This is a genomic window from Zoogloea sp. (assembly GCF_017302315.1).
Lineage (GTDB): Bacteria > Pseudomonadota > Gammaproteobacteria > Burkholderiales > Rhodocyclaceae > Zoogloea.
In genome coordinates this window covers 1-23,793 of record NZ_JAFLDT010000013.1, presented here as the reverse complement: position 1 = coordinate 23,793, position 23,793 = coordinate 1, and the positions used below count along the sequence as shown (strand labels likewise).

The window sequence follows — 23,793 nt, the reverse complement described above, 5'->3', positions numbered from 1 at the left end:
TCAACTGGGGCGCATTATAGCCACAACGGTCCCGGGGAAAACGGGATTACTTGCGCAGACGAATCAGGATTCGGCAGCGTGGTGCTTCAACGCATCGTGACCGTGGTCGGAGACCTTGTCCTTGTACTTCAGGACCTGACGATCCAGCTTGTCGGTGAGGGCATCAATGGCGGCGTACATGTCGGAATCTTCACTTTCGACATGAATGTCCTTGCCCCGCACGTGAACAGTGACTTCAGCCTTCTGACGCAGCTTTTCCACCGAAAGGATCACGCCGACGCTGGTAACGTTGTCAAAATGACGGATCACGCGGTCGAGCTTGGAGGTGACGTACTCGCGGATCGCCGGCGTGACTTCGACGTGATGCCCCGTGATGTTGAGGTTCATGGTTGCTACCTTTCTGTCAGATGGTTTTGCGCAGACTGACCGGCGGGATGTCGAGGGACTCGCGGTACTTTGCAATCGTCCGTCGAGCGACCACGATACCCTGCTGGCCCAACAACTCGGCAATCTTGGCGTCGGACAAGGGTTTCCTCTTGTCTTCCGCACCCACGAGCTGGCGAATCAGCGCCCGAATCGCCGTCGAGGAGGCAGCACCACCGCTGTCGGTGGCGACGTGACTGCCGAAGAAATACTTGAACTCGAAAATGCCCCGTGGTGTGGCCATGTACTTTTGGGTGGTCACCCGCGAGACGGTGGACTCGTGTAGGTCCAGCTGCTCGGCGATTTCCCGCAGGGTAAGCGGGCGCATTGCCACATCGCCATAATCGAAGAACTGACGCTGGCGGTCAACGATCGCTTGCGACACACGCTGGATGGTTTCGAAACGCTGCTGCACGTTCTTGATCAGCCAGCGGGCCTCCTGCAGGTGGCTGGACAGCGAGCCGCTGGCACCGCGGTTGTCCCGCAGGATCTGGGCATAAAGTTGATTGATGCGCAGCCGAGGCATGGCATCGGGGTTGAGGCCGACCACCCAGGCGTTGCGGACCTTGCGCACCACCACATCGGGTACCACGTAACGGGTATCTGCCTGGGAGAACTGGGCGCCCGGGCGGGGATTGAGCCCGAGGATCAGGTTGTGCGCCTCGCGCAGGGCATCGTCGTTGCAGCGCAGCGCGCGCTTCAGTTTGAGGAAATCCCGGGCGGCGAGGAGTTCCAGGTGCTCTGCGACGATGGCGAGGGCCAATTGGCGTACGTCGCTGGGCGGCAGCGTGCGGAGCTGCAGGGCCAGGCATTGACCCACGTCGGTGGCGCCTATCCCGGCCGGGTCGAGGCTCTGGATCTGGCGCAGGGCGATGTTGAGGTCATCGAGTTCGAACCCCAGCTCCGCGGGCAGCAGGGGCAGGAGGTCTTCGAGGTCCTGGCTGAGGTAGCCGTCATCGTCGAGAGCTTCGATGAGGAAGCGCACCAGGGCCCGGTCCCGGTCTGACAGGGGCGTCAGGGCCACCTGGGCATCCAGATGGTCGCGCAGCGAGGGAACGGCCGCCTGGAACTCCTGAAAATCAGTGTCGTCGTCGTCGTCCCGCTGGCCGTTGCCACTGCCTGCGGCCATCCACTCGCCGGCTTCGCCGCTGTTGTCGAAGTCCTGGTCAGGCTCCCGCTCCCGGTCCGCGTCCCGGGACTGTTCCTGATCCCGTTCGTGGGCTGCGTCGCTGCCAGCGGGCGCTACCGGGCCCGGCGGCTCTGCCCGGCTGGAGCCCAGGTCACCCTCAGGCTCTTCCCGTTCGAGCATCGGGTTCTCGAGCAGTATCTTCTCGATCTCCTGATTGAGTTCGAGGGTGGATAGCTGGAGCAGCTTGATGGACTGCTGCAGCTGTGGCGTCAGTGCCAGATGCTGGGAAAGTTTGAGCTGGAGGCTGGGCTTCATGAGTCGTCTCGGTGCTCAGAGCCTGAAGTGCTCGCCAAGATAGACCTGACGGACCTGCTCGTTATGGACGATCTCGTCGGGGCGGCCACTGGCCAGTACCTCACCGGCGTTGATGATGAATGCGCGGTCGCAGATGCCGAGGGTTTCACGGACGTTGTGGTCGGTGATAAGGACACCGATACCCTTGTCCTTCAGGAAGCGGATGATCTTCTGGATGTCGATCACGGCGATGGGGTCAACGCCGGCGAAGGGCTCGTCGAGGAGGATCAGGCGCGGGTCGGTGGCGAGGGCGCGGGCAATCTCGCAGCGACGCCGTTCGCCACCCGAAAGGGAAATGGCGGTGCTGTCGCGCAGGTGCTCGATGCCCAGCTCGTTCAGCAGTTCGTCGAGCCGCGCGGCAATCTGGGCCTTGCCGTGGTGCTGCAGCTCCAGTACCGCCTGAATGTTCTCGGCTACGGTGAGCTTGCGGAACACGCTCATTTCCTGGGGCAGGTAGGACAGGCCGAGGCGTGCGCGCTGATGGATGGGGCGATGGGTCAGAACCTGGTCATCAAGGGTGATCTCACCCCCGTCGGCAGCCACCAGGCCGACGATCATGTAGAAACAGGTGGTCTTGCCTGCGCCATTGGGGCCGAGCAGGCCGACGACCTCGCCGCTGCCGACGTCGAAGGAGACGTCGTGGACGACGGTGCGGGCCTTGTACTTCTTGCGCAGGTTGCTGACTTTAAGCAGGCTCATCGCCGGGGTGTTCTCTCAGGACTCTACGAATGATTTCGGTTGAAAAGCCGCGACCTTGAAGGAATCTCGCCTGCCGTGCCCATTCTCGCGCGTCTGTGGGGGGCGTGGCGAACTTTCGGTGATGGATCTCACGGGCCCGGTCGAATTCACTGTCGGCATCGCCGTCATCGAGGGCCGACGCAATCAGATCCTGGGCCACGCCACGCCTGACGAGTTCCCCTCGCAGGCGGCTAGCGCCAAAACGGTCAGCCTTGGCGCGAATGTAGGCGTCGGCGAAGCGGGCATCGGAGAGCAGCCCCAACTCGACCAGGCGATCAAGCTCGGCGTTGACTTCGTCCTGGCTGCCCAGCCCCTCCAGCTTGCGGGCCAGTTCGAGCCGCGAGTGTTCCCGCAGGGCCAGACAGCGCAGGGCGCGTTCATGCAGACTCCGGGCCATCGACCTGATGCCTTCGCCTTCGAGGCTTTCAGGCTGCGGCTGCGGTGACAGGCGGAATGACCGCCATCTCGGGCAGGCTGCAGGCGACGCGGATCTTGTTCTCGATCTCACGGGCAATGTGCGGATTGGCCTTCAGGAACTCGCGGGCGTTGTCCTTGCCCTGACCGATCTTCTCGCCGTTGTAGGCATACCATGCGCCGGACTTGTCTACGAATTTGTGCTGCACGCCCAGATCGATGATCTCGCCCTCGCGGGAGGTGCCTTCGCCGTACAGGATGTCGAACAGGGTTTCGCGGAAAGGGGGGGCGACCTTGTTCTTGACGACCTTGACCTTGGTCTCGGAGCCGATCACCTCGTCGTTTTTCTTGATGGTGCCGATGCGCCGGATGTCCATGCGCACGGAGGCATAGAACTTGAGGGCGTTGCCGCCGGTGGTGGTCTCGGGGCTGCCGAACATCACGCCGATCTTCATGCGGATCTGGTTGATGAAGATGACCAGGGTGTTGGTGCGCTTGATGTTGGCGGTAAGCTTGCGCAGCGCCTGGGACATCAGGCGGGCCTGCAGGCCGGGAAGCTGGTCGCCCATCTCGCCTTCGATTTCCGCCTTGGGGGTGAGGGCCGCGACCGAGTCGATGACCACCACGTCGACGCCGCCCGAGCGGACCAGCATGTCGGCGATCTCGAGGGCCTGTTCGCCGGTGTCCGGCTGGGAGATCAGCAGATCGCCGATGTTGACGCCGAGCTTCTGGGCGTAGGTGACGTCGAGGGCGTGCTCGGCATCAATGAAGGCGGCGGTACCGCCGAGCTTTTGCATTTCGGCCACCACCTGGAGGGTGAGGGTGGTCTTGCCGGAGGATTCGGGGCCGTAGATCTCGACGACCCGGCCGCGGGGCAGGCCGCCGATACCGAGGGCGATGTCGAGACCCAGGGAGCCGGTGGAGACGGTCTGGATGTCGCTTTCGACCTCGCCGTCGCCGAGACGCATGATCGAGCCCTTGCCGAACTGCTTTTCGATCTGGGAAAGCGCGGCGGCGAGGGCCTTGGCCTTGTTGTCATCCATCTGTCTGATCCTTGCTGAAAGGTTTTTGGGATTATGGCACAGAGTTTGCGTGCGGGTGAGCGCGCTGCAGCAGGTACAGAGTGTGCTTGCGCGGTGCTGTTATTTTATACAGTTCCTGGCGAACGTCTACCTTCATCGTGGAAGGCTGTCCTGCAGTCCTTCAGGCGTAGCGGCGCAGCAGTTCTTCGAGGGCGAAGACAACGGCCTGGTAGCGCACGGACTCCCGGTCACCATCGAAATGGCAGGTGGCGGTGCCCGGCGTTTCACCCGTACGCCCCCAGCCAAAGCACACGGTGCCGACGGGCTTGTCCGCCGAGCCACCGGTGGGGCCGGCGACGCCCGAGATGGACAGGGCCAGATCGGCCTCTGCCCGTTCCAGGGTGCCTTTGACCATGGCAGCGGTGGTCTGCTCGCTGACGGCACCGTGGCGGGCCAGGGTCATGGGCGAGACGCCCAGCAGGGCGCACTTGGCATCGTTGGAATAAGTGATGAAGCCGCAGTCGAACCAGGTCGAACTGCCGGCCGTGGCGGTCACCACCTCGGCGACCCAGCCGCCGGTGCAGGATTCGGCGGTGGCGAGACGCCAGCCGCGGCTCTGCAGGTGTTCGCCGACGAGGCGGGAGAGGGTTTCCAGGCGGGCATCCATCAGGCGATCAACCTCACGAGCAGGGCCAGCATCAGCAGGGTGTAACCGGCGGCCAGCAGATCATCGAACATCACGCCCAACCCGCCGCGGGTGCGTTCGTCCACCCAGCGGATCGGGGGTGGCTTGACGATGTCGAAGAAGCGGAAAAGCACGAAAGCGGTGGCCTGCCAGGCGAGGGTCGGCGGCGTGAGCCACAGCACCAGCCAGATGGCGACGATCTCGTCCCAGACGATGCCGCCATGGTCGGCTACCCCGAGGGCGCGTCCGGTGCGCTCGCAGGCAAGGATGCCGAACAGGAAGCTGGCCAGCAGCAGCCCGCCGAACAGGGGGTCGGAGAGTGGCGCACGCACGAAGGGAAAGAGCAGCCAGCCCACCAGGGTGCCGGCAGTGCCGGGGCCTTTTGGCATCAGGCCGGAGCCAAAGCCCAGGGCGATGAAGTGGGCCGGGTCGGACATCAGGAAGCGCAGGGTTGGCTTCATGGCGTGCGACCGAAGTGGTCATAGCCGCGGACGGCCAGATCGTCGAGCTGGCCATTGGCGTGACGTAGCTGCAAGCGGCCCGGTTGGCTGGTAAGGCGTCCGATGCAATGCAGGGGCAGGTCGAGGCGGGCAGACAGGGCAAGCAGATCGGAGCGGCGCTCGGCCGGGGCGGCAAACAGCAGCTCGTAGTCGTCGCCGCCGGCGGTGCAGGCCTGAAAGGCCCGGATCGGGTCGTCACAGGCGGCGATAAGCGGCGCCAGGGGCAGGGCGGCCTCATCCACCTCGGCGCCGACCGCGGACAATTCGAGAATGTGATCCAGGTCACCCAGCAGGCCGTCGGAGACGTCGAGCATGGCCGTGGCCAGGCCGCGCAGGGCCAGCCCGAGGGCGACCCGGGGCTGGGGGCGGTGCAGGGCGGCCAGGCAGTCGTCGCGCCATTCGGCAGCGAGCCGAACCTCGGATTTCAGATGGGCCAATCCGAGTGCCGCCCGGCCCGGTGCCCCGGACACCCACAGCTCATCGCCCGCCCGGCCGCCACTGCGGGTGATGGCCTGACCGAGGGGCACCTCACCAAAGATGGTCGGGCACAGGTTGAGCGGGCCGCGGGTGGTGTCGCCCCCGATGGCATCAATGCCGAAAGCTTCGCAGCAGGCAAAAAAGCCCTCGGCGAAGGGGGCGATCCAGCCTTCATCTGCGCTTGGCAGGCTGGCAGCGAGCACTACCCAGCGGGGCTCCGCACCCATGGCGGCCAGGTCGGAGACGTTCACCGCCAGGGTCTTCCAGCCCAGATCCTTGGGGTCGGTGTCAGCGAAGAAATGGGTGTCGGCCACCAGCATGTCGGTGGATATCGCCAGTTGCATGCCGGGGCGGGGGCGGATCAGGGCGGCGTCATCGCCCACCGCCAGGTCGGTATGGCGGGCAGGGCGGGTGAAATGGCGGCGGATCAGGGCGAATTCGGAGGGCATCGCGACACGTGGTGAACCGCCGGAAGGCGTCAGCCCTTGTCGCCGTTGCGGGCAGCGCGGCGTTGCTGGGCATTGGCCTCCACCTCATCGGCGCGCACGCGGGCCGCCAGCTTGTCGAGCACGCCGTTCACGAACTTGTGCCCGTCGGTGCCGCCATAGCCCTTGGCCAGTTCGATGGCCTCGTTGATGATGACCCGGTAGGGGGTTTCCGGACGATGGATCAGTTCGAAGGTGGAGATCAGCAGGATGCCGCGCTCGATCGGCGACAGCTCATTGATCTGGCGGTCGATGTAGGGTGCAAAGCCAACCTGCAGTTCGGTGGCGTTGCTGATGGTGCCGCGCAGCAGCCCCAGGAAGAGATCCCGGTCGCACTTGTCGAAACCACCGACTTCGCCCAGCTGGCTTTCGATGGAGGTGAGCTGGGCCTGGCTCAGCAGCCACTGGTAGACGCCCTGAAGGGCAAATTCGCGGGCGCGGCGGCGGGGGGACTTGTTGGGGGTGCTCATGCCAAGGCCTTCAGGAGGCGGGCCATTTCGACGGCGGCCTGGGCACAGTCCGCACCCTTGACCTGCATGCGGGCCAGGGCCTGGTCGTCGTCTTCGGTGGTGAGGATGCCGTTGGCAATGGGGACGCCGGTGTCGAGGGAAACCCGGTTGATACCGGCACCCTGTTCGTTGGAGACCAGTTCGAAGTGATAGGTCTCGCCGCGGATCACGGCACCGAGGGCGACCAGGGCGTCGAAACGGCCGCTCCTGGCCATGACCTGCAGGGTCAGCGGTGCTTCGAGGGCGCCGGGCACGGTGGCGATGGTGATCGCGTCGCTCGCGACACCAAGGCGCAGCAGCTCGGCGGTACACGAGGACAGAAGCCCCTCGCAGACGTCGAGATTGAAGCGGCACATGACGACGCCGACCCGGAGGCCGCGGCCGTCCAGGTTGGGTTCGATTTCACGGATGTTTTCGTAGCGGGGCATGGGGTGTCCTGAAAATGGGGGGCGTTCAGACGCCAGGGGGCACGTGGCCCACGACGGTCAGGCCGAAGCCGGCCATGCTGGGGATCTTGCGCGGGCTGGCGAGGATCTTCATCCGGCCCACGTTGAGGCCGGCGAGGATCTGGGCGCCGATGCCGAACAGGCGCGGATCCCACTTCTGGGCCGGGCGGCTTGTTTCGGTGTCCACCGATAGCTGGGCCAGGAGATCCTGGCCGCTCTGGGGGCGATAGAGCAGCACAACGACGCCGTGCCCGTGTTCGGCGATGCGTCTCAGGGCGGTGTCGACGGGAAAGCTGTGACGACCGCTGGTGGGATCGAGGAAGTCCAGCACCGATACCGGTTCATGGACTCTGACGAGGGTATCCACTTCCGGGCGGATGTCGCCATAGGCCATGGCCAGATGCACTTCGCCAGAGGTCTTGTCCTCGAAGGCCGACAGGCGGAATGGGCCGTAGGGGGTGTCCACGTTCTTTTCGCTGACTTTTTCCACCAGCTTCTCGGTGCGGGCGCGATATTCGATGAGGTCGCGGATGGCGCCGATCTTGAGATCGTGCTCCCGGGCGAACTCGATCAGCTCGGGCAGGCGGGCCATGGTGCCGTCGTCGTTCATGATCTCGCAGATCACGGAGGCCGGCTCCAGCCCGGCGATGCCGGCCAGGTCACAGCCTGCCTCCGTGTGTCCGGCACGGATCAGCACGCCGCCCGGCTTGGCCATGATCGGGAAGATGTGGCCCGGCTGGACGATGTCGCTGGCCTTGGCATGGCGGGCGACCGCCGCCTGCACGGTACGCGCCCGGTCGGCGGCGGAAATGCCGGTGGTGACCCCCTCGGCCGCTTCGATCGACACGGTGAAGGCGGTGCTGAACTGGCTGCGGTTGTCCCGGGCCATATGGTTGATGCCGAGCTGGCGGCAGCGTGCTTCGGTCAGGGTCAGGCAGATCAGGCCGCGGGCGTGCTTGGCCATGAAGTTGATGGTTTCCGGGGTGATGAACTCGGCAGCGATGACGATGTCGCCTTCGTTCTCCCGGTCTTCCTCGTCCACGAGGATGACCATCCGACCGGCCTTGATGTCGGCAATGATGTCCTGGATGGGGGCGAGTGCGCTCATGGCAAGGATTCTCCGGCAACGTTTGAATGGCTCTGCCCTTGCAGGTGCGCGTGCTCGTGGGCGGCAGGCATGATGTGCCGCAACGATGGGTTCTTCATTGATCTTCTGCGATTCATGAGCATGTGGCCGGGCGCCCTGTCGATGCGAGGGGGTTGCCAGCCTGTTTTGCGTTTCGTTGGCGAGCCATTTTCCCACACCCGGGCGGCGGAGCGCGATTTTATCCACCGGAAGCCTCTCCGGCCGCGCTGACGGGATCACGTGTGCGGCCTGTCAGATGACCTCCGACCGTGCAGCCCCAGAAGTGGGGGAAATTCCCCGATTTGCACGGGCTCTTTGCCCCGGTACGCCGGTTAAGCGCCGTATATTGAATAACGTTTCATATATATCAATGACTTGCGTGGTGTGTTGTCGCCATCGCGCTTGCCCCGGTCGCCCAGGCCAACGACACCCTGTCCCTGAACTTCAACTACATCTCCACCGATGGCCGCGGCTACGAGGACCCTGCCTGGGCACGGTTGGTGAAGGCTGGCACGAACACGACGGCGGTGCGGCTGCTCACCGTCCGCAGCACCAACTCGGCACGGGGAATGTGGTGCCGGGGGAGGTGCTGAAGCGCCAGCAGGACAGCAGTCTGCGGGACGAACTCGATGCCGTGCTCAATGATGGTGCTTCGATCGGCTTCATATGTGTCGAGCACTGTGCGGGATCCGTTGGGATGCAGCTAACACTTGCGGCCAGTCGGGCTTGATCTGTTCCGACGACACTCTTGCCGGCGCTTGCAACCTCGTTCTGGAATTTGGCGTCGTCAACTGGGCGACGAAGTCTTCGATTCGGCGCTGGCCTCCGACTTCTCCGGTCTGGGACGGGCCCGCCTCCCGGACTGGCTCGCCGCAAGCGCGGCTGATCCTGGTCAGTTCGCGCTGCGGTCCATGCTTAGCAGGCGCTCGCAGTAGCGGGCGATCAGATCGATCTCCAGGTTCACCTTGCTGCCGGCTGCCAGGCGGCGCAGGGTGGTCACCTGAACCGTGTGGGGGATCAGGTTGATGGAGAAGTCACACCCATCAACCTGGTTTACGGTCAGGCTGACACCATCCACGGTGATTGATCCCTTGCGGGCGATGTAGCCGGCGAGGGCTGCGGGTGCGCGAATCACCAGTTCGTGGCTTTCGCCGACCGGGACGAAGCGGAGCACTTCGCCCAGGCCATCCACGTGGCCCGTCACCAGGTGGCCACCGAGGCGGTCGGCCAGGCGGAGGGCTTTCTCGAGGTTCACCTCGCCAGGGGCATCGAGACCCACGGTGCAATTCAGGGTCTCGCGGGATACGTCGAACTGGACCGTGTTTCCGTCCCGGGCAATCACCGTGAGGCACACGCCGCTGTTGGCGATGCTGTCGCCTAGCTGTACATCGTCCAGATCCAGGCTGCCGACGTCCACCGTCAGGCGCACGCCTTCTTCGAGGGGAGATACGTTCAGGATGCGGCCGGTGGCGGCAACGATTCCGGAAAACATGGGCTTGACGCTTTCGTAGGGGTAAAGCGTCATCTTAGGCGATTTCCGCCGGGCACTGGCGCTTCGTGCCTGGCCAATTCATGGCACAAGGGCCCCGTGAGGGGCCCTTGCAGGGGTGGATGCCCGGACTGTCGTCAGAGAATCTCGGCGATGTGATCGCGATCCTTCAGTTCTTTCTCGAACTGGCAGATTTCCAGCCCCAGTGCGTTGCGGGCCGACACCATGCCGATCGGACGGCCGTTCTCCACCACGGGCACGTGGCGGAAGCCACCCTCAAACATCATATGGAGGGCATGGGCCAGCGGTTTGTCAGGGGTGGCGGTCTGCAGGGAACTGGTCATGACGGCAGACAGAGGGGTCTTTTCCGGATCCAGCCCTTTGGCCACGACCCGGTTGAGGACATCGCGCTCGGTGAATAGGCCGGTGAGCTGCCCCGAGCCATCCACCACCATGATGGCGCCGACCTTGCTGTTGGCCATGGCGATGGCTGCAGCGCGGACGGAGGTGTCAGCGACGGCGGAAATGAGTGTCTGACCTTCCACGACCTGACGCAGGGTTCTGTTGGGCATAGGTGTCTCCTTTTATGGGTTTGATGGCCGATGCGTTGAAAAGGATTGCTCCGGCGGGAGCGAAAGGCCAGGCACTGAACCTTTGTCCGGGACGCTGCGTGTCCTGGTGCGCCCACCGGCAAAAGGGCGCTCGAGGGCGCCCTTGTTCTTTCGTCCGGTCAGGTGCCCGTCTTGGGGGCCGCCGGTTTGCTCATGTCAGGTTTGGTGTGCTTGGCGTTGTCGCCACAGGCTTGGGCGCCGGCGGTGAAACCAAGGGCGAGGGCAAGTACCAGTGCCAGGGTGCGGAACATGATTGAAGTCTCCGATTGAGTTTATATCCTCATCATGGAACGTCTGGGCGGGTTTCGCAAGGGGCGTCATACCGCAGGGAACCCACGTGGCCCTTCCCTTGGAAAACCCTGCTGCTTCGGCATACCATCACACAACAGTTTCCTGTGATCAGTGACGGGCAAGACGCTATGACGGGATTTATATTGGCCGGCACCGATGGGCCGGATGCCGGCTCTTGGCCCCCTTTGGTGGTTCTGGGAGGGTTTGCAGAGATGCCCTGGCGGGTTCGGGCGCTGCTCCGGAGAGTCGAGCCCGGGGGGAATGCGGCCTTCGTGCTGGCTGATCCTTTGCCCGTTGACGAGTTGAGGGCAGAGTGCCTTCTGCTGGTGAGCCTCGCCGCTGACGGCGACATTCCGGCGGTCGATGGCCTGTCCGTCTGCCCCCCGGGGATGGCGCTGACGGTTAGCGGCGGGAGCCTGGGGGTGTTGCCCTCCGGCACGGTTGAAGGCGCCGCCGGATCCCTGGATCCATTCCTCGAATCCTTGGCCGCCCTCCTTGGCGAGGCGATGGTCGTCGTTCTGCCGATGCCGGGCGGAAGCGAAGAGGCTGCGGGAGCGGCGGCCATCCGTGCCGCCGGCGGCGTAGTGTTGCATCTGAACGAGGAAGGCGAGGACGCCCTTGAGAGCCTTGCCGCACGGCTCAACGATATCGGCGCCCGGCTCGACAGCCGGGTGGGGCAAGGCGCCGAAGCAGAAGACTGCGCCTTTCGTGCGCTGCTTGAGCTGACCTCCCGGGAAACCGGGATGGATTTGAGCCTCTACAAGGAAAGCACCTTGCGGCGTCAGACCCTGCGCCGCAGCCACAGCCTGGGTTTCCACCGTCTCGAGGACTACCTCACCTACGCCGAGGCCAATCCCGGGGAGCCTGGCCTTCTCCAGCACTGTTTCCTGATCTCGGTATCGTCTTTCTTTCGTGATGGTGCCGTCTTCGAGGTGCTGGGACGCAGCCTGCGTGCCCTCCTGACGGCCAAGCGCCCGGGGGATGCGCTTCGGGTCTGGGTTCCGGCCTGTGCAACCGGAGAGGAAGCCTATTCCATCGCCATTCTGCTCGCCGAGATTCTTGGCGACCGGCTTGCCCAGCAGGATCTGCGGGTATTTGCCTCCGATATTGACCAGGAGGCCCTTGATCTCGCCCGCGCCGGTGTCTATTCGGCGGCGGATCTGACGGGCCTGGATCCCGAGCGCCGCAGTCGCTGGTTCCGTCCCGAGGGAGGCGGCTGGCGGGTGTCCAAGACCCTGCGCGAGATGTGTGTGTTCTCCGCCCATGATCTCACCGGCCATCCGCCGTTTATCCGGATGGACCTGATCAGCTGCCGCAACATACTGATCTACTTCAAGCCCGCCCAGCAGGCCGAGCTGATCCGCACCTTCCACTTCGCCATCAACCCCGGCGGCCTGCTGCTGTTGGGCCAGTCGGAGTCGGTGGGGGCCACGGGGGGGCTTTTCGAGGCCATTGATCCGGCTGTGAAGCTCTTTCGACGGAGGGCCGCAGCAGGGGCTCGCATGGCCCGCACCCCAAGATTGGGGCCGACCGAGCAGTTGCCTCGACCGGCTGCAGCACGGGCTGCGCCAGCGGACCCCGCCCACGGTCTGGTGGAGCACTGCCGCAGCCTGATGCTCGACGCCTATGGTCCGCCGGGTGTGCTGGTTGATGGGGCTTTTGCACCGCTGCATTTCTTCGGGGCGAGCCGGCGTTACTTCTCTCTGCCCCTTGCGAGTGCCGATTTCTCGGTGTTCTCCCTGTGCCTGCCCGAGTTGCGGGGGGAGGTGAAGGCGCTCTGTTACCGCATGCACCAGGACAAGGCCGATGTGCTTTACGGCGGCGGCGTGCTGGTCCGGATCGGTGAGGAAACCCTGCGGGTGCGTCCGGTATTGCGCCGTCTGGCGCCGCCCCACGATGCGGGCGGTGCGATGCTGATCAGTTTTGAGGAGAGTCCGGTTCAGGCCGCGCTGCCCGAGCTGGAGGGCGGGGGGTTGCCACCCGCCGATGCCCTGCTCGAAATCGCCCGCTTGCGTGAGGAGTTGGCCGACACCCGCGCCCATCTGCAGACCGTGATCGAAGAGCTGGAGGTTTCCAACGAGGAACTCCAATCCCTCAACGAGGAAATCCAGTCTTCGAGCGAAGAGCTGCAGTCCTCCAACGAAGAACTGCAGGCTTCCAACGAAGAACTGACCACCCTTAACGACGAACTGCGGGTCAAATCCCTGGAGTACCTTCAGCTCAACGCGACCCTTGGGAACATCCAGAACTCGATCCGCACCAGCCTGGTGGTGGTGGACAGGGATGGTCGGGTGACCCGCTTCAATCCCCTGGCCAGCCGGATCTTCGGACTGTTGCCCAATGATATTGGCCAGTTTCTCTATGGTGTACCTTGCCACCTGGACCTGCCCCGGCTTCGCGAGTGGGTGGGTACGGTGGTTGAGGGTGGAGAGTCCCGGGTGGAACATGTCCACCAGCGGGGCTTCCACTACCTCATGCAGATCGACCCCTACCTCAACGAGCTGGGCGAGAGCGCCGGGGCAGTGCTCACGTTTACCGACATTTCCGACCTGCATCGGGCCGAGGCAGCCCAGGCCAACAGCGAGGCCCGGTTCCGGCAGGTCTGGAATTCCAGCGTGGAAGGCCTGGTGGTGGTTGATCCGGCCGGGCGGATGGTGCTGGTCAACCCGGCTCTGGAGCGGATGTTCGGCTATGCAGCGGGGGAACTGGCAGGTCAGTCAGTGGACATGTTGGTGCCCGATGCGCTTCGTGCAGCCCATGGGGGGCATCGGGCTCTTTACCGGACGGCTCCCGAGCAGGCCCATGCCTTGATGTCCCGGCGCAGTCTGCGCGGTCGCTGCAAGGATGGCGATGAGATCGCCATCGAAATCAGCCTGGGTGGGCTGGAGCTGGATGGGGTGGACCATGTGCTGGCCACCGTTTCCGACGTGACCGAGCGCAGTCTGGCGGAAGAACTCCTCAGGGCCAGCGAAAGGCGCCTGCGCCTGGCGCTGGACGCCGCCCAGGCCGGCTCCTGGGAGTGGTTCCTTGAATCCAACAACAATTACTGGTCTGACGAATTGTGGGATCTCTATGGCATCCCTGCCCATTCGTGCCTTCCTTCGTATGAGGCCTGGCGGGCAACCATTCATCCCGATGATCGGGATCGGGTAGAGGCGGCGATCACCGCCGCCCGGGAAAGGGGGGTCGGATTCGAAGCCGAGTGGCAGGTGTGCTTGCCGGCAGGCGAAGGGCCACGCTGGCTGATGTGCCGGGGCCAACCCGTGATCGGACAGGATGGACGGATGGGCAGTTACATCGGCATCGTGCTCGACATTTCCGCCCGTCGTCAGGCCGAGGCCTTGCGCCGGCAAAGCGATGCCATCCTGGAGACCATTCTCGACAACGTCGGGGCCTTCATCTACATCAAGGATGACGAATACCGCTACACCTATGCCAACAGGGCGGTGTGTGAACTCTTCGGTGTGGGCAGGGATGGGCTTGCCGGCACCACCGATGCGGAGTTCTTCGACGAAGACACGGCCCTTGCCCTGCGCGCCAACGACCGGCGCATCATTGAAAACGGTGAGCGGGTGGAGATCGAGGAGACCAACGTCGATCGCCGCACCGGAGAGTCGCGCAGCTATCTTTCGGTCAAGCTGCCCCTGCGCAGGGAAGACGGCAGCATCTATGCCCTTTGTGGCATTTCCACCGACATCACCGAGCGGAAGCGCACCCTCGACGAGCGGCTCGCGGCCGATGCACGTTTTCGTAACCTCTTCGAGTCGATGCAGGAGGGCTTCTTCCTTGCGGAGCTGATCTTCGACGACGCGGGCGAGCCCGTGGATTGGTCCTTCGTCGACGTCAATCCGGCCTATAGCCGCATCATGGGCCTGAGCCGCGAGCAGGTCATCGGCCACACCGTGCGCGAGCTTTTTCCGGGGCTGGAGGACTTCTGGTTCAAGGCCCACGTGGGGGCGGCACTGTCGGGGCAGCACGCCAGCCTCGAAGGCTACGTGGCCGCGACCGGGCGTTATTATGAGAACCACTACTATTCCCCCCGTCCGGGGCAATTTGCCTGCCTGTTCTCGGACATCACCGAGCGAAAGCGCGCGGAAGAGCAGTTGCGCATGCTGTCTACGGCGGTTGAGCAGAGTCCCGGCAGTATCGTGCTCACCGATCTTGATGCGCGCATCCTCTACGTCAACAAAGCCTTCGAAGAGGCCTCCGGCTACACGCTGGACGACGTCCGGGGCGAGAACCCGCGGATCATGCACTCCGGTGAGACGCCTCCTGAAGTGTTCCGGGATCTGTGGGACACCCTCGAACAAGGGAACGTATGGCGGGGTGAACTGATCAACCGGCGCAAGACCGGGGAGGTCTATGTGGAGGCGGCCATCATTTCTCCCGTACGCCGCGCCGATGGCAGCGTCTCCCACTACCTGGGCATCAAGCAGGACATCACCGAGCAGAAGCGCAACGAGGAGGAGCTGGCCCGCCATCGCCTCCAGCTGGAAAGTCTGGTCGAGGCGCGGACCAGGGAGCTGGCCCTGGCCAAGGAGGTAGCCGAGAGCGCCAGCCGGGCCAAGAGCGCCTTCCTGGCCAATATGAGCCACGAGATCCGCACGCCGCTCAACGCCGTGCTAGGCATGGCCCGCATCATGCAGCGGGAAGGGGTCAGCCCTGCCCAGGCCGAGCAGTTGAGCAAGATCGATACGGCGGCCCATCACCTGCTTGCGGTGATCAACGACATCCTCGATCTGTCCAAGATCGAGGCCGAGAAATTCCTCCTGGAAGAGGGGTGCTTTGCCCTTGAAAGCCTCGTTGCCAACGTCGCCTCAATGATCCAGGAGAAGGCCAGTGCCAAGGGGCTGCACCTGGTGGTGAAATGCGAATCTCCGCCATACCTGCTGCGTGGCGACGCTACGCGCCTGACCCAGGCCTTGCTCAATCTTGCCAGCAATGCGGTCAAGTTTACCGAAATCGGTGGCGTCACCCTGGCCGTGTGTATCGCGGCCCGGGAAGGTGAGCGATTGTTGCTGCGGGCCGAGGTGAGCGACAGCGGCATTGGCGTTCCTCCGGAAGCCTTGCCCAAGCTTTTCCGGGCCTTCGAGCAAGGGGATGCGTCCAACACTCGCAAGTACGGTGGAACCGGTCTCGGATTGGTCATCACCCGGCGCCTGGCGGAACTGATGGGCGGTGAGGCCGGCGCAGAAAGCGCCCCCGGGGTGGGCAGTACCTTCTGGTTCACGGCCTGGCTGGGTCTCGGCGAGAGCGCTGTTCCGCTTCAGCCGGCCCCTGGACGCGCCGGTGGGGCCGAGGCGATCCTGCGCCGCGAGTATCCCGGTGCCCACGTTCTGCTGGTGGAGGATGAACCGGTGAACCAGGAGGTGGCGCGGCTCTTTCTACAGGACGCGGGCTTGGATGTGTCTGTGGCGGGAAATGGTGCAGTGGCTGTGGATATGGTGCGCAGCTCGGCCTTCGACCTGATTCTCATGGACATGCAGATGCCCGAGATGGATGGCCTCGAGGCGACCCGGCAAATCCGGCGCCTGAAGGCCGGACAAAACCTGCCCATTGTGGCGATGACCGCCAACGCCTTTGCCGAAGACCGGGCCCAATGCATGGCCGCCGGCATGGACGATTTCCTGTCCAAACCCGTGGAGCCCGACCGCCTCTACTCGACCCTCCTGCGCTGGCTCCGTCGTGGCGCGCAGGAGGGCTGATGGCGCAGGCTAGTTGAAGCCCTCCAGCACGATCTTGCCCACAACCGCGCCGCCTTCCAGCAGGGCATGGGCTTTTTTCAGATTTTCGGCGCAGATCGGCCCCAGGTGAGCTTGTACGGTGCTGCGGATGACGCCCCGGTCCACCATTTCGGCCAAGGTGTTGAGCAGGCGGTGCTGGGCCTCCATGTCCCGGGTCTGGAACAGGGAGCGGGTGAACATCAGCTCCCAGTGCAGGCTCAGGCTCTTGCGTTTGAGAAGGCGCACGTCAATCAGCTCCGGGTCGTCGATCAGGGCCAGCTTGCCCTGGGGGGCGAGGGCATCGATCAACTGGGTGAAGTGCTGGTCGGTGTGGGTCAGGCTGATCGCATAGTCCACAGGTGGTGCATTCAGGCCCGCGAGCTGGGGCGCAAACGCCTGATGGTGATCAATGACGTGATGGGCGCCCAGGGTCCGGACCCAGTCACGGCTTTCGGGTCGTGATGCGGTGGCGATCACGGTCAGGTCGGTACGCTGGCGGGCCAGCTGGATCAGGATCGAGCCCACGCCGCCCGCCGCGCCGACGATGAGCAGGCTGGCTGCGTGGCCCTGACCGGCCAGGGGCACCTGCAGGCGGTCGAAGAGCAGCTCCCAGGCGGTGATGCCGGTGAGTGGCAGGGCGGCGGCCTCTGCTGCCGACAGGCTGGCGGGCCTGCACCCGACGATGCGTTCGTCCACCAGTTGGTATTCCGCGTTGCTGCCGCTGCGGTTGATGGCGCCGGCATACCAGACCGCGTCGCCCGGGCGGAAAAACTGGGCCCCCGGCCCCACCTCCCGGACGATGCCTGTGGCGTCATAGCCCAGCACCTTGTACTCCCCCTGGCCCGGTGCTGCACTCCTGCGGATCTTGGTATCCACGGGATTCACCGCAATGGCCTGCACCTCCACCAGCAGATCGCGGCCGGCGGGCACGGGGCAGGGAAGTTCGATGTCCATCAGGGCGTCGGCCCGGTCAAGGCTGCCGGGTTGCTGGTAGCCGACGGCCTTCATGTCCCCTGCTCCACGTGGGGGGCGACGCTGGGGTAATCGAGGTAGCCCCGGGCGTCTCCGCCAAAGAAGGTGGTGGCATCCGGCGGGTTGAGGGGCAGGCCGTCATTCAGACGGACAGGCAGATCCGGGTTGGCGATGAAGGCACGTCCAAAGGCCACCAGATCGGCTTCACCGCTGGCGAGGGCCTGACGGGCCCGTTCGGCCGTGTAGGCGCCGGCAACGATCACCGGCCCCGGAAAGACGGCCCTGAGCTGCCGGCGGAACTGCCCGGCCGCCGCACTGGGCGGGTTCTCTTCGGGTTCGTTGAAATGCAGGTAGGCCACCCCTCGTCGATGCAGCAGGGCGGCGGCTTCGAGCGCAGTGGGGATGCTGTCCGGGCAATCCATGCCCCGGGCCTGGTTGCGCGGGGACAGGCGAACGCCGGTCCGTGCTGGGCCAATGGCCTCAGTTACCGCGTCGGTCACCTCCAGCAGGAAGCGCAGCCGGTTCTCGCGGCTGCCGCCGTGCTGGTCGGTGCGCTGATTGGAAGTGGTGCGCAGGAACTGGTCAATGAGATAGCTATTGGCCGCGTGGATTTCCACCCCATCGAAACCGGCATCGATGGCATTGAGCGCTGCCCGTCGAAAGTCTGCCACGATGGGGGCGATTTCCTCCGTTGCCAGCGCACGGGGCATGGGGCAATCGACCATCCCGCCCCGGCCGTCCGGCCCCGCGAGCCAGATTTGCCCCGGAAAGGCGATGGCCGAGGGTGCCACCGTCTGCGCGCCACCGCGCAGATCCGGGTGGGACATGCGTCCGCAATGCCAGATCTGCAGAAAGATCCGCCCGCCAGCCTGGTGCACCGCATCCGTCACCTGGCGCCAGCCCGCGATCTGCTCGGGGCTGTGTACCCCGGGTGTCAGGGAGTAGCCCTTGGCGTCGGGCGAAATGTCGGTGGCCTCGGCAATGATCAGCCCGGCGCCGGCGCGCTGGGCGTAGTACGCGGCGTTCATGGCGGTGGGCACGTTGCCCGGCTGGGCGGCGCGGGCACGGGTCAGGGGTGGCATGACGATGCGATTGGGGAGGGTGATGGCCCCCAAGGTGAAGGGGCGGAAGAGGGCGTCGTTCATGGTGGCGACCGGCTATCGAAAATGAAGGTACCCCAGTCTAGATAGCCCGGGATTGATTGAGAATTGGCCTATCATTTGACGAACTATCAAACAAGTTTTGAAAATGCTTCATTTCCCCGATGTGCAGCTCTTCATCCGGGTGTCCGAACTGGGCAGCATCAGTGCTGCCGGTCGTGCCCTCGGCCTCAGTGCTGCGGCAGCCAGTGCGGCCCTCAAACGTCTTGAGCAGCGAGTGGACAGCCAGCTCTTCGAGCGCTCCACCCGCTCCCTGCGGCTGACCCAGGCTGGCGAGGATTTTCTCGGCTACTGCGTCCAGGCCGCTCAGGCCCTCGACGAAGGTCTGGCCGCCCTGGGGCGGGGACGTGAGCAGCTCAGTGGCGACATTCATCTGGGTGCGCCCTCCGATCTCGGCCGCGACCACCTTGACACGCTGCTCGAGCCCTTTCGGCAGCGTCACCCCCAGGTACGCCTGGTGATGCATCTTTCCGACGGTCTCATCGATCTATTCCGTAATCCCATTGATCTGGTGCTGCGCTATGGGCTTACGGAGGATTCCAATCTGGTCGGGCGCAAGCTCTGTGACAACCGACGGGTGCTTGTCGCCTCGCCGGCCTACCTGCAAGGCCATGGTCATCCGGAATCCTTCGAGGCGCTGGTGGGGCGCAACTGCATCTGTTTCTACCGCAATGGCGAGCTGTTCAACCGGTGGCGCCTGTTCCACCGGGGGCTGCAGCGCGAGATCACGGTCAGTGGCGACCGCGCGGCCGATGATGGCGCACTGGTTCGCCGTTGGGCCCTGGAAGGCCGCGGTATCGCCTACAAGTCGCGGCTCGACGTGCAGGGCGATCTGGATGCGGGCCGGCTGGTGGATATTTTCCCCGATGCCACCTACGATGGCAGCCCGCTGTATGTGGCATACCCAAGCCGGCGTTACCAGCCGGCGCGGATCAAGGCCTTGCTGGCATACCTGGATGGGGTCTTCTGATCCGGCCTGCCGGAACGCCCGGATGGGCTCCCCGCGTGGCTTTGCAAGCGGAGGGCAGACTTGTACATTTGCGCCGCGTCGATGAACTTTGATGGAGGATGGTCATGCATTCCCTGAGTGCCGAGCTGCAACGGCTTTTCGGCCGGCCGGGTCAGGATCTGCCCGATACCTTGCCGGAGGCAGGTTTTGCGCTCGATCTGGTGGGCGCCGACGAGCGGGTGTGGACCATGGTGATCGGTCTGGCCCCGGCCGCGGGTTGGGCGCCGGTGGCAACCCTGTGCGAGGGCGTGGTGAACGTGCTTGACCTGCCGCCTCCGGCCGTGTCGGTGGCCGGGAGCGCAGGCTTCCGGGTGTGGTTCTCCCTGGCCGATCCGGTGCCATTGCCCCGGGCAGAGGCCTTCCTGGCAGGGCTGCGGGCGCGTTTCCTGGCGGGTGTCCAGCCCGCCCAGTTGAGTTTGCTACCGTCGGCCGCCGCCCGGAACGTGCCCCTGGCACCCGCCAGCGAGTCCGGCGAAGGGCGGTGGACGGCCTTCATCGACCCGGCCATGGGGGGCATGTTCGCCGACGAGACCTGGCTCGACATGGCGCCCAGCCCGGAGCGTCAGGCCGAACTGCTGGCGGGCTTCAAGTCCATCGGTGCGGCGGATTTCCTGCGTGCCCTGGGCGTGCTTGAACCCGGTGGGGCGATGGTACCTGCTCCGGTGGGGCCGATGGCCGGGTTGGTGGTGGAGCCGCCGGCCGTACCGGGCGCGGTGCCCCATGCGGGCCTGGCCGTGGGCGGCGGCTTTGTTGATCCGAAGAGTTTCCTGCTCGCCGTGATGAACGACCCGGGCGCCACCACGGAACACCGAATCGAAGCGGCGAAGGCCTTGCTGCCTTACTTTCCGTGAGGCTTGAGGGAGGCTCGTAACCACGGCGGCGACTTGTAGGGGCGTGTAGGGGCGACTTCAGTCGCCCTCCACGGGTAAATCACCGCATGCCCTCAATCGAAGTCCGCGGGCGACTGAAGTCGCCCCTACGGTCCCTCCAGTCACCACCATGGCATCCCGGCGAACGGCGGAGGAAAACAGGAGAAATTCGCCCCCGGGCCTCTGATCACCAGGGGTAGCGGATTCAACCGAGCTTCTTCTTCAGCAGCTCATTCACCTGGGCAGGGTTGGCCTTGCCCTTGCTCGCCTTCATGCACTGGCCGACCAGGGCGTTGAAGGCCTTCTCCTTGCCGGCGCGGAACTCTTCCACCGACTTCTGATTGGCGGCCAGCACCTCGTCGATGATCGCCTCGATGGCGCCCGTGTCGGTGACCTGCTTGAGGCCTTGGGCGGCGATGATGGCGTCGGCGGAGTCGCCTTCCTTGTTCCATAGCGCCTCGAACACCTTCTTGGCGATGGCGTTGGAGATGGTGTTGTCAGCGATGCGCGCCACCAGGCCGGCCAGCTGCGTGGCGCTCACGGGGCTGGCGGTGATGTCGAGCTCGGCCTTGTTGAGGCGTGCGGCCAGATCACCCATCACCCAGTTGGCGCAGGTCTTGGCGTTGGCGCAGCCGGCGGCGGCGACGGTGTCCAGGTAGAACTGGGCCACCTCGCGGCTGGCGGTGAGGGTGGTGGCGTCGTAGGCGGACAGGCCGTACTCGCCCTGGAAGCGGCCCGACAGGGCGGCGGGTAGCTCGGGCAGTTCGCCCTTCACCCGTTCGATCCAGGCGCTGTCGATGACCAGCGGCAGCAGGTCAGGGTCGGGGAAGTAGCGGTAGTCGTGGGCGTCTTCCTTGCTGCGCATGGCGCGGGTCTCGCCGGTGTCCGGGTTGAATAGCACGGTGGCCTGCTGGACCTTGCCACCGTCCTCAATCAGGTCGATCTGCCACTGGATCTCGTAATCGATGGCCTGCTGCAGGAAGCGGAAGCTGTTGAGGTTCTTGATCTCGCGGCGGGTGCCGAACTCGGCCTGGCCGCGGGGGCGTACCGACACGTTGGCGTCACAGCGGAAGGAGCCTTCCTGCATGTTGCCATCGCAGATGTCGATCCAGCGCACCAGGGCGTGCAGGGCCTTGGCATAGGCCACGGCCTCGGCGGACGAGCGCATGTCGGGCTCGGAGACGATCTCGAGCAGCGGCGTGCCGGCGCGGTTGAGGTCGATGCCGGTCATGCCGTGGAAGTCTTCGTGCAGGCTCTTGCCGGCGTCTTCCTCGAGGTGGGCGCGGGTGAGGTTCACGAGCTTCTCGTAGTGGCCCCCCTTGCCGTCCGGCACCAGCAGGTTGATCTTGCCGCCGAGCACCACCGGCAGCTCGTACTGGCTGATCTGGTAGCCCTTGGGGAGGTCGGGGTAGAAGTAGTTCTTGCGCGCAAAGATGCTCTTCGGCGCCACCGTGCCGCCGATGGCCAGGCCGAAGCGGATGGCCCGCTCCACGGCGCCCTTGTTGAGCACCGGCAGCACGCCGGGCAGGGCGATGTCAACGGCGCAGGCCTGGGCGTTGGGTTCGGCTCCGAAGGCGATGCTGGCGCCGGAAAAGATCTTGGACTGCGTGTTGAGCTGGGTATGCACTTCCAGCCCGATGACGACTTCCCAGTCGGTTCTGCTCATGAGGAGGCTCTCTAAATTAGTCGCTTAGTCGCACTGGCCCGTAGGCTTGTCGATCAGCAGCGGCCACACGTAATCGTGGGCGCTGGAGGGGGAACACAGGTGATGGCAACCGGCGAAGGCCACGGTGATCTGCTCGCCTTGCTCCCACATGCGCACCTTGCAGTCGCGGGCGCCGGTGAGTTCGATGGAGGGCAGGGCCTGGGTCTGGCGGAACTGGGCCAGATCGTAGCGGCAGCTGCCGCGCTTCGGCATGGTCATTTCCACGTTGAAGGCGCGCACCTTGGAGTCATGTACTTCCACGCTGGCCTTGCCGAAGTTGCCGGTCTCGTCCTTGAAGCGGCAGTCGGTCTTCACCGTGAAGGTACGCAGGGGCATGGGCTTGAGCTTGCCGCTCGGGCGCGCCACCGGCGCCGACGGCTCCTGGCTGCGGGCGGCCGGGGCGCTTTCGGGGCGGTGCACGATCTGCTCCACCGTGCCGCACCCGGCCAGCAGGGCGACGGCCAGGCTGGCACCGAGGCGGGCTGCGGAGCGCAGGGGCATCATGGGGTGCCGCCTCAGAAGCCGGCGGGCGCCCGCAGGTGCCAGTCGGTGGTCTGCTGGAACCGGTGGGCCGTGCCCAGCAGCCGCGCTTCGTCGAAGTAGTTGCCGATCAGTTGCAGACCCACCGGCAGGTTGCCGGCACCGAAGCCGGCGGGGTGGGACAGGGCGGGCAGGCCGGCCAGGTTGACGGCGATGGTGTAGATGTCCGAGAGGTACATCTGCACCGGGTCGTCGCTCTTTTCGCCGATGCCGAAGGCCACGGTGGGGCTCACCGGGCCGGCGATCACGTCGCACTGCGCGAAGGCGGCGGCGAAGTCGTTGGCAATCAGGCGGCGCAGCTTCTGGGCCTTGATGTAGTAGGCGTCGTAGTAGCCGTGGGACAGCACGTAGGTGCCCACCAGGATGCGCCGCTTCACCTCGCCGCCAAAACCCTGGGCGCGGCTCTTGCAGTACATGTCGTTGAGGTCGCCGTACTCGGCGGCGCGGTGGCCGTAGCGCACGCCATCGAAGCGGGAGAGGTTGGAGCTGGCCTCGGCCGGGGCGATCACGTAGTAGGCGGGGATGGCCAGGCGGGCATTGGGCAGGCTCACCTCGACGGTGGTGGCGCCGAGTTTGCGGTATTCGGCAAGGGCCGCATCCACGGCGGCGCGTACGTCATCAGACATGCCTTCGGCGAAGAACTCCTTCGGCAGGCCGATGCGCAGGCCGGCGAGGGACTGGGCGTCGGCCGGGGTGCATTCTCGGCTGAAGTCTTCGCTGTCACGCTCCAGGCTGGTGGAGTCGCGCGGGTCGTGGCCGGCCATGGCCGACAGCAACACGGCGCAGTCTTCTGCGGAGCGGCCGAAGGCGCCGCCCTGATCGAGGGACGAGGCGTAGGCGATCATGCCGTAGCGCGACACGGTGCCATACGTGGGCTTGATGCCGGTGATGCCGCACAGGGCGGCCGGCTGGCGGATCGAGCCGCCCGTGTCGGTGCCGGTGGCGATGGGCACCAGGCGTGCCGCCACCGCCGCGGCCGAACCGCCTGATGAGCCGCCCGGCACCTTGCCGGTGTTCCAGGGGTTGCGGGTGGGGCCGAAATGGGAGTTCTCGTTGGACGAGCCCATGGCGAACTCGTCCATGTTGGCCTTGCCCACCATCACCGTGCCGGCGGCC

Annotated in this window: 23 protein-coding genes; 3 read left to right on the top strand and 20 right to left on the bottom strand. The window is 65.2% G+C overall.

The features are described 5' to 3' along the window. Positions 1–63 precede the first annotated feature (63 nt). The 15 genes from raiA to J0L98_RS06520 form a co-directional block, all read right to left on the bottom strand. Entirely contained in the window at positions 64–387 is a 324-nt protein-coding gene (gene raiA, locus J0L98_RS06590) for a ribosome-associated translation inhibitor RaiA (RefSeq protein ID WP_296407162.1), read from the bottom strand. Positions 388–403: 16 nt separating this feature from the next. Next, the gene (locus J0L98_RS06585; RefSeq protein ID WP_296410794.1) at positions 404–1,867 is read right to left on the bottom strand and encodes an RNA polymerase factor sigma-54; all 1,464 of its coding nucleotides are present in this window, start codon (positions 1,865–1,867) and stop codon (positions 404–406) included. 15 nt (positions 1,868–1,882) lie between these two features. Next, a complete protein-coding gene (lptB, locus tag J0L98_RS06580; protein WP_296407156.1) occupies positions 1,883–2,605 on the bottom strand; it encodes an LPS export ABC transporter ATP-binding protein in 723 nt (240 codons plus the stop codon). After that, positions 2,592–3,041 (bottom strand): regulatory protein RecX, encoded by a 450-nt coding sequence (locus tag J0L98_RS06575; RefSeq protein ID WP_296410793.1) that lies wholly within the window; start codon positions 3,039–3,041, stop codon positions 2,592–2,594. Before J0L98_RS06575 ends, lptB begins: the two co-directional genes overlap by 14 nt. Positions 3,042–3,069: 28 nt before the next feature. Continuing rightward, positions 3,070–4,101: a recombinase RecA gene (gene recA, locus J0L98_RS06570; RefSeq protein WP_296410792.1), complete on the bottom strand. Its 1,032-nt coding sequence runs from the start codon at positions 4,099–4,101 to the stop codon at positions 3,070–3,072. Between the two features lie 160 nt (positions 4,102–4,261). Continuing rightward, entirely contained in the window at positions 4,262–4,747 is a 486-nt protein-coding gene (locus J0L98_RS06565) for a nicotinamide-nucleotide amidohydrolase family protein (protein ID WP_296410791.1), read from the bottom strand. Next, positions 4,747–5,226, bottom strand: coding sequence for a phosphatidylglycerophosphatase A (locus tag J0L98_RS06560; protein WP_296410790.1), 480 nt, complete (start codon positions 5,224–5,226; stop codon positions 4,747–4,749). The genes J0L98_RS06565 and J0L98_RS06560 overlap by 1 nt, the downstream gene beginning before the upstream one ends. After that, positions 5,223–6,191 (bottom strand): thiamine-phosphate kinase, encoded by a 969-nt coding sequence (thiL, locus tag J0L98_RS06555; RefSeq protein ID WP_296410789.1) that lies wholly within the window; start codon positions 6,189–6,191, stop codon positions 5,223–5,225. The genes J0L98_RS06560 and thiL overlap by 4 nt, the downstream gene beginning before the upstream one ends. 29 nt (positions 6,192–6,220) lie before the next feature. After that, on the bottom strand, positions 6,221–6,697 hold the full coding sequence (nusB, locus tag J0L98_RS06550) for a transcription antitermination factor NusB (protein ID WP_296410788.1): 477 nt from the start codon (positions 6,695–6,697) through the stop codon (positions 6,221–6,223). Then, entirely contained in the window at positions 6,694–7,164 is a 471-nt protein-coding gene (gene ribH, locus J0L98_RS06545; protein WP_296410787.1) for a 6,7-dimethyl-8-ribityllumazine synthase, read from the bottom strand. Before ribH ends, nusB begins: the two co-directional genes overlap by 4 nt. Before the next feature lie 25 nt (positions 7,165–7,189). Then, positions 7,190–8,290 (bottom strand): bifunctional 3,4-dihydroxy-2-butanone-4-phosphate synthase/GTP cyclohydrolase II, encoded by a 1,101-nt coding sequence (gene ribBA / locus J0L98_RS06540; RefSeq protein WP_296410786.1) that lies wholly within the window; start codon positions 8,288–8,290, stop codon positions 7,190–7,192. A 490-nt stretch (positions 8,291–8,780) separates the two neighbouring features. After that, positions 8,781–8,987: a hypothetical protein gene (locus tag J0L98_RS06535; RefSeq protein WP_296410785.1), complete on the bottom strand. Its 207-nt coding sequence runs from the start codon at positions 8,985–8,987 to the stop codon at positions 8,781–8,783. Positions 8,988–9,200: 213 nt separating this feature from the next. Continuing rightward, positions 9,201–9,800: a riboflavin synthase gene (locus J0L98_RS06530; RefSeq protein WP_296410847.1), complete on the bottom strand. Its 600-nt coding sequence runs from the start codon at positions 9,798–9,800 to the stop codon at positions 9,201–9,203. 134 nt (positions 9,801–9,934) lie between these two features. Continuing rightward, the gene (locus J0L98_RS06525) at positions 9,935–10,369 is read right to left on the bottom strand and encodes a CBS domain-containing protein (protein WP_296410784.1); all 435 of its coding nucleotides are present in this window, start codon (positions 10,367–10,369) and stop codon (positions 9,935–9,937) included. Positions 10,370–10,527: 158 nt separating this feature from the next. Further along, entirely contained in the window at positions 10,528–10,659 is a 132-nt protein-coding gene (locus tag J0L98_RS06520; protein WP_296410783.1) for a hypothetical protein, read from the bottom strand. A 252-nt stretch (positions 10,660–10,911) separates the two neighbouring features. On the opposite strand from J0L98_RS06520, the gene J0L98_RS06515 reads away from it, so the two are divergent. Next, on the top strand, positions 10,912–16,404 hold the full coding sequence (locus J0L98_RS06515; RefSeq protein WP_296410782.1) for a PAS domain S-box protein: 5,493 nt from the start codon (positions 10,912–10,914) through the stop codon (positions 16,402–16,404). Positions 16,405–16,413: 9 nt separating this feature from the next. Here J0L98_RS06515 and J0L98_RS06510 read toward each other — a convergent pair whose 3' ends face one another. Both J0L98_RS06510 and J0L98_RS06505 read right to left on the bottom strand, forming a co-directional pair. Further along, positions 16,414–17,430 (bottom strand): zinc-binding alcohol dehydrogenase family protein, encoded by a 1,017-nt coding sequence (locus J0L98_RS06510; protein WP_296410781.1) that lies wholly within the window; start codon positions 17,428–17,430, stop codon positions 16,414–16,416. Further along, positions 17,427–18,539, bottom strand: a complete 1,113-nt coding sequence (locus tag J0L98_RS06505; RefSeq protein WP_296410780.1) for an alkene reductase — start codon at positions 18,537–18,539, stop codon at positions 17,427–17,429. Before J0L98_RS06505 ends, J0L98_RS06510 begins: the two co-directional genes overlap by 4 nt. Before the next feature lie 103 nt (positions 18,540–18,642). Between J0L98_RS06505 and J0L98_RS06500 the strand changes: the two genes are divergently transcribed. Then, entirely contained in the window at positions 18,643–19,524 is an 882-nt protein-coding gene (locus J0L98_RS06500) for a LysR substrate-binding domain-containing protein (protein ID WP_296410779.1), read from the top strand. 104 nt (positions 19,525–19,628) lie between these two features. Then, entirely contained in the window at positions 19,629–20,414 is a 786-nt protein-coding gene (locus tag J0L98_RS06495; protein WP_296410778.1) for a hypothetical protein, read from the top strand. Between the two features lie 223 nt (positions 20,415–20,637). Here the strand turns inward: J0L98_RS06495 and gatB are convergent, their stop codons facing one another. The 3 genes from gatB to gatA form a co-directional block, all read right to left on the bottom strand. Then, a complete protein-coding gene (gene gatB / locus J0L98_RS06490; RefSeq protein WP_296410777.1) occupies positions 20,638–22,098 on the bottom strand; it encodes an Asp-tRNA(Asn)/Glu-tRNA(Gln) amidotransferase subunit GatB in 1,461 nt (486 codons plus the stop codon). A 24-nt stretch (positions 22,099–22,122) separates the two neighbouring features. Then, positions 22,123–22,641: a hypothetical protein gene (locus J0L98_RS06485; protein WP_296410776.1), complete on the bottom strand. Its 519-nt coding sequence runs from the start codon at positions 22,639–22,641 to the stop codon at positions 22,123–22,125. Between the two features lie 11 nt (positions 22,642–22,652). After that, positions 22,653–23,793: Asp-tRNA(Asn)/Glu-tRNA(Gln) amidotransferase subunit GatA (gene gatA, locus J0L98_RS06480; protein ID WP_296410775.1), on the bottom strand; the 1,141-nt coding region annotated here is incomplete at its 5' end.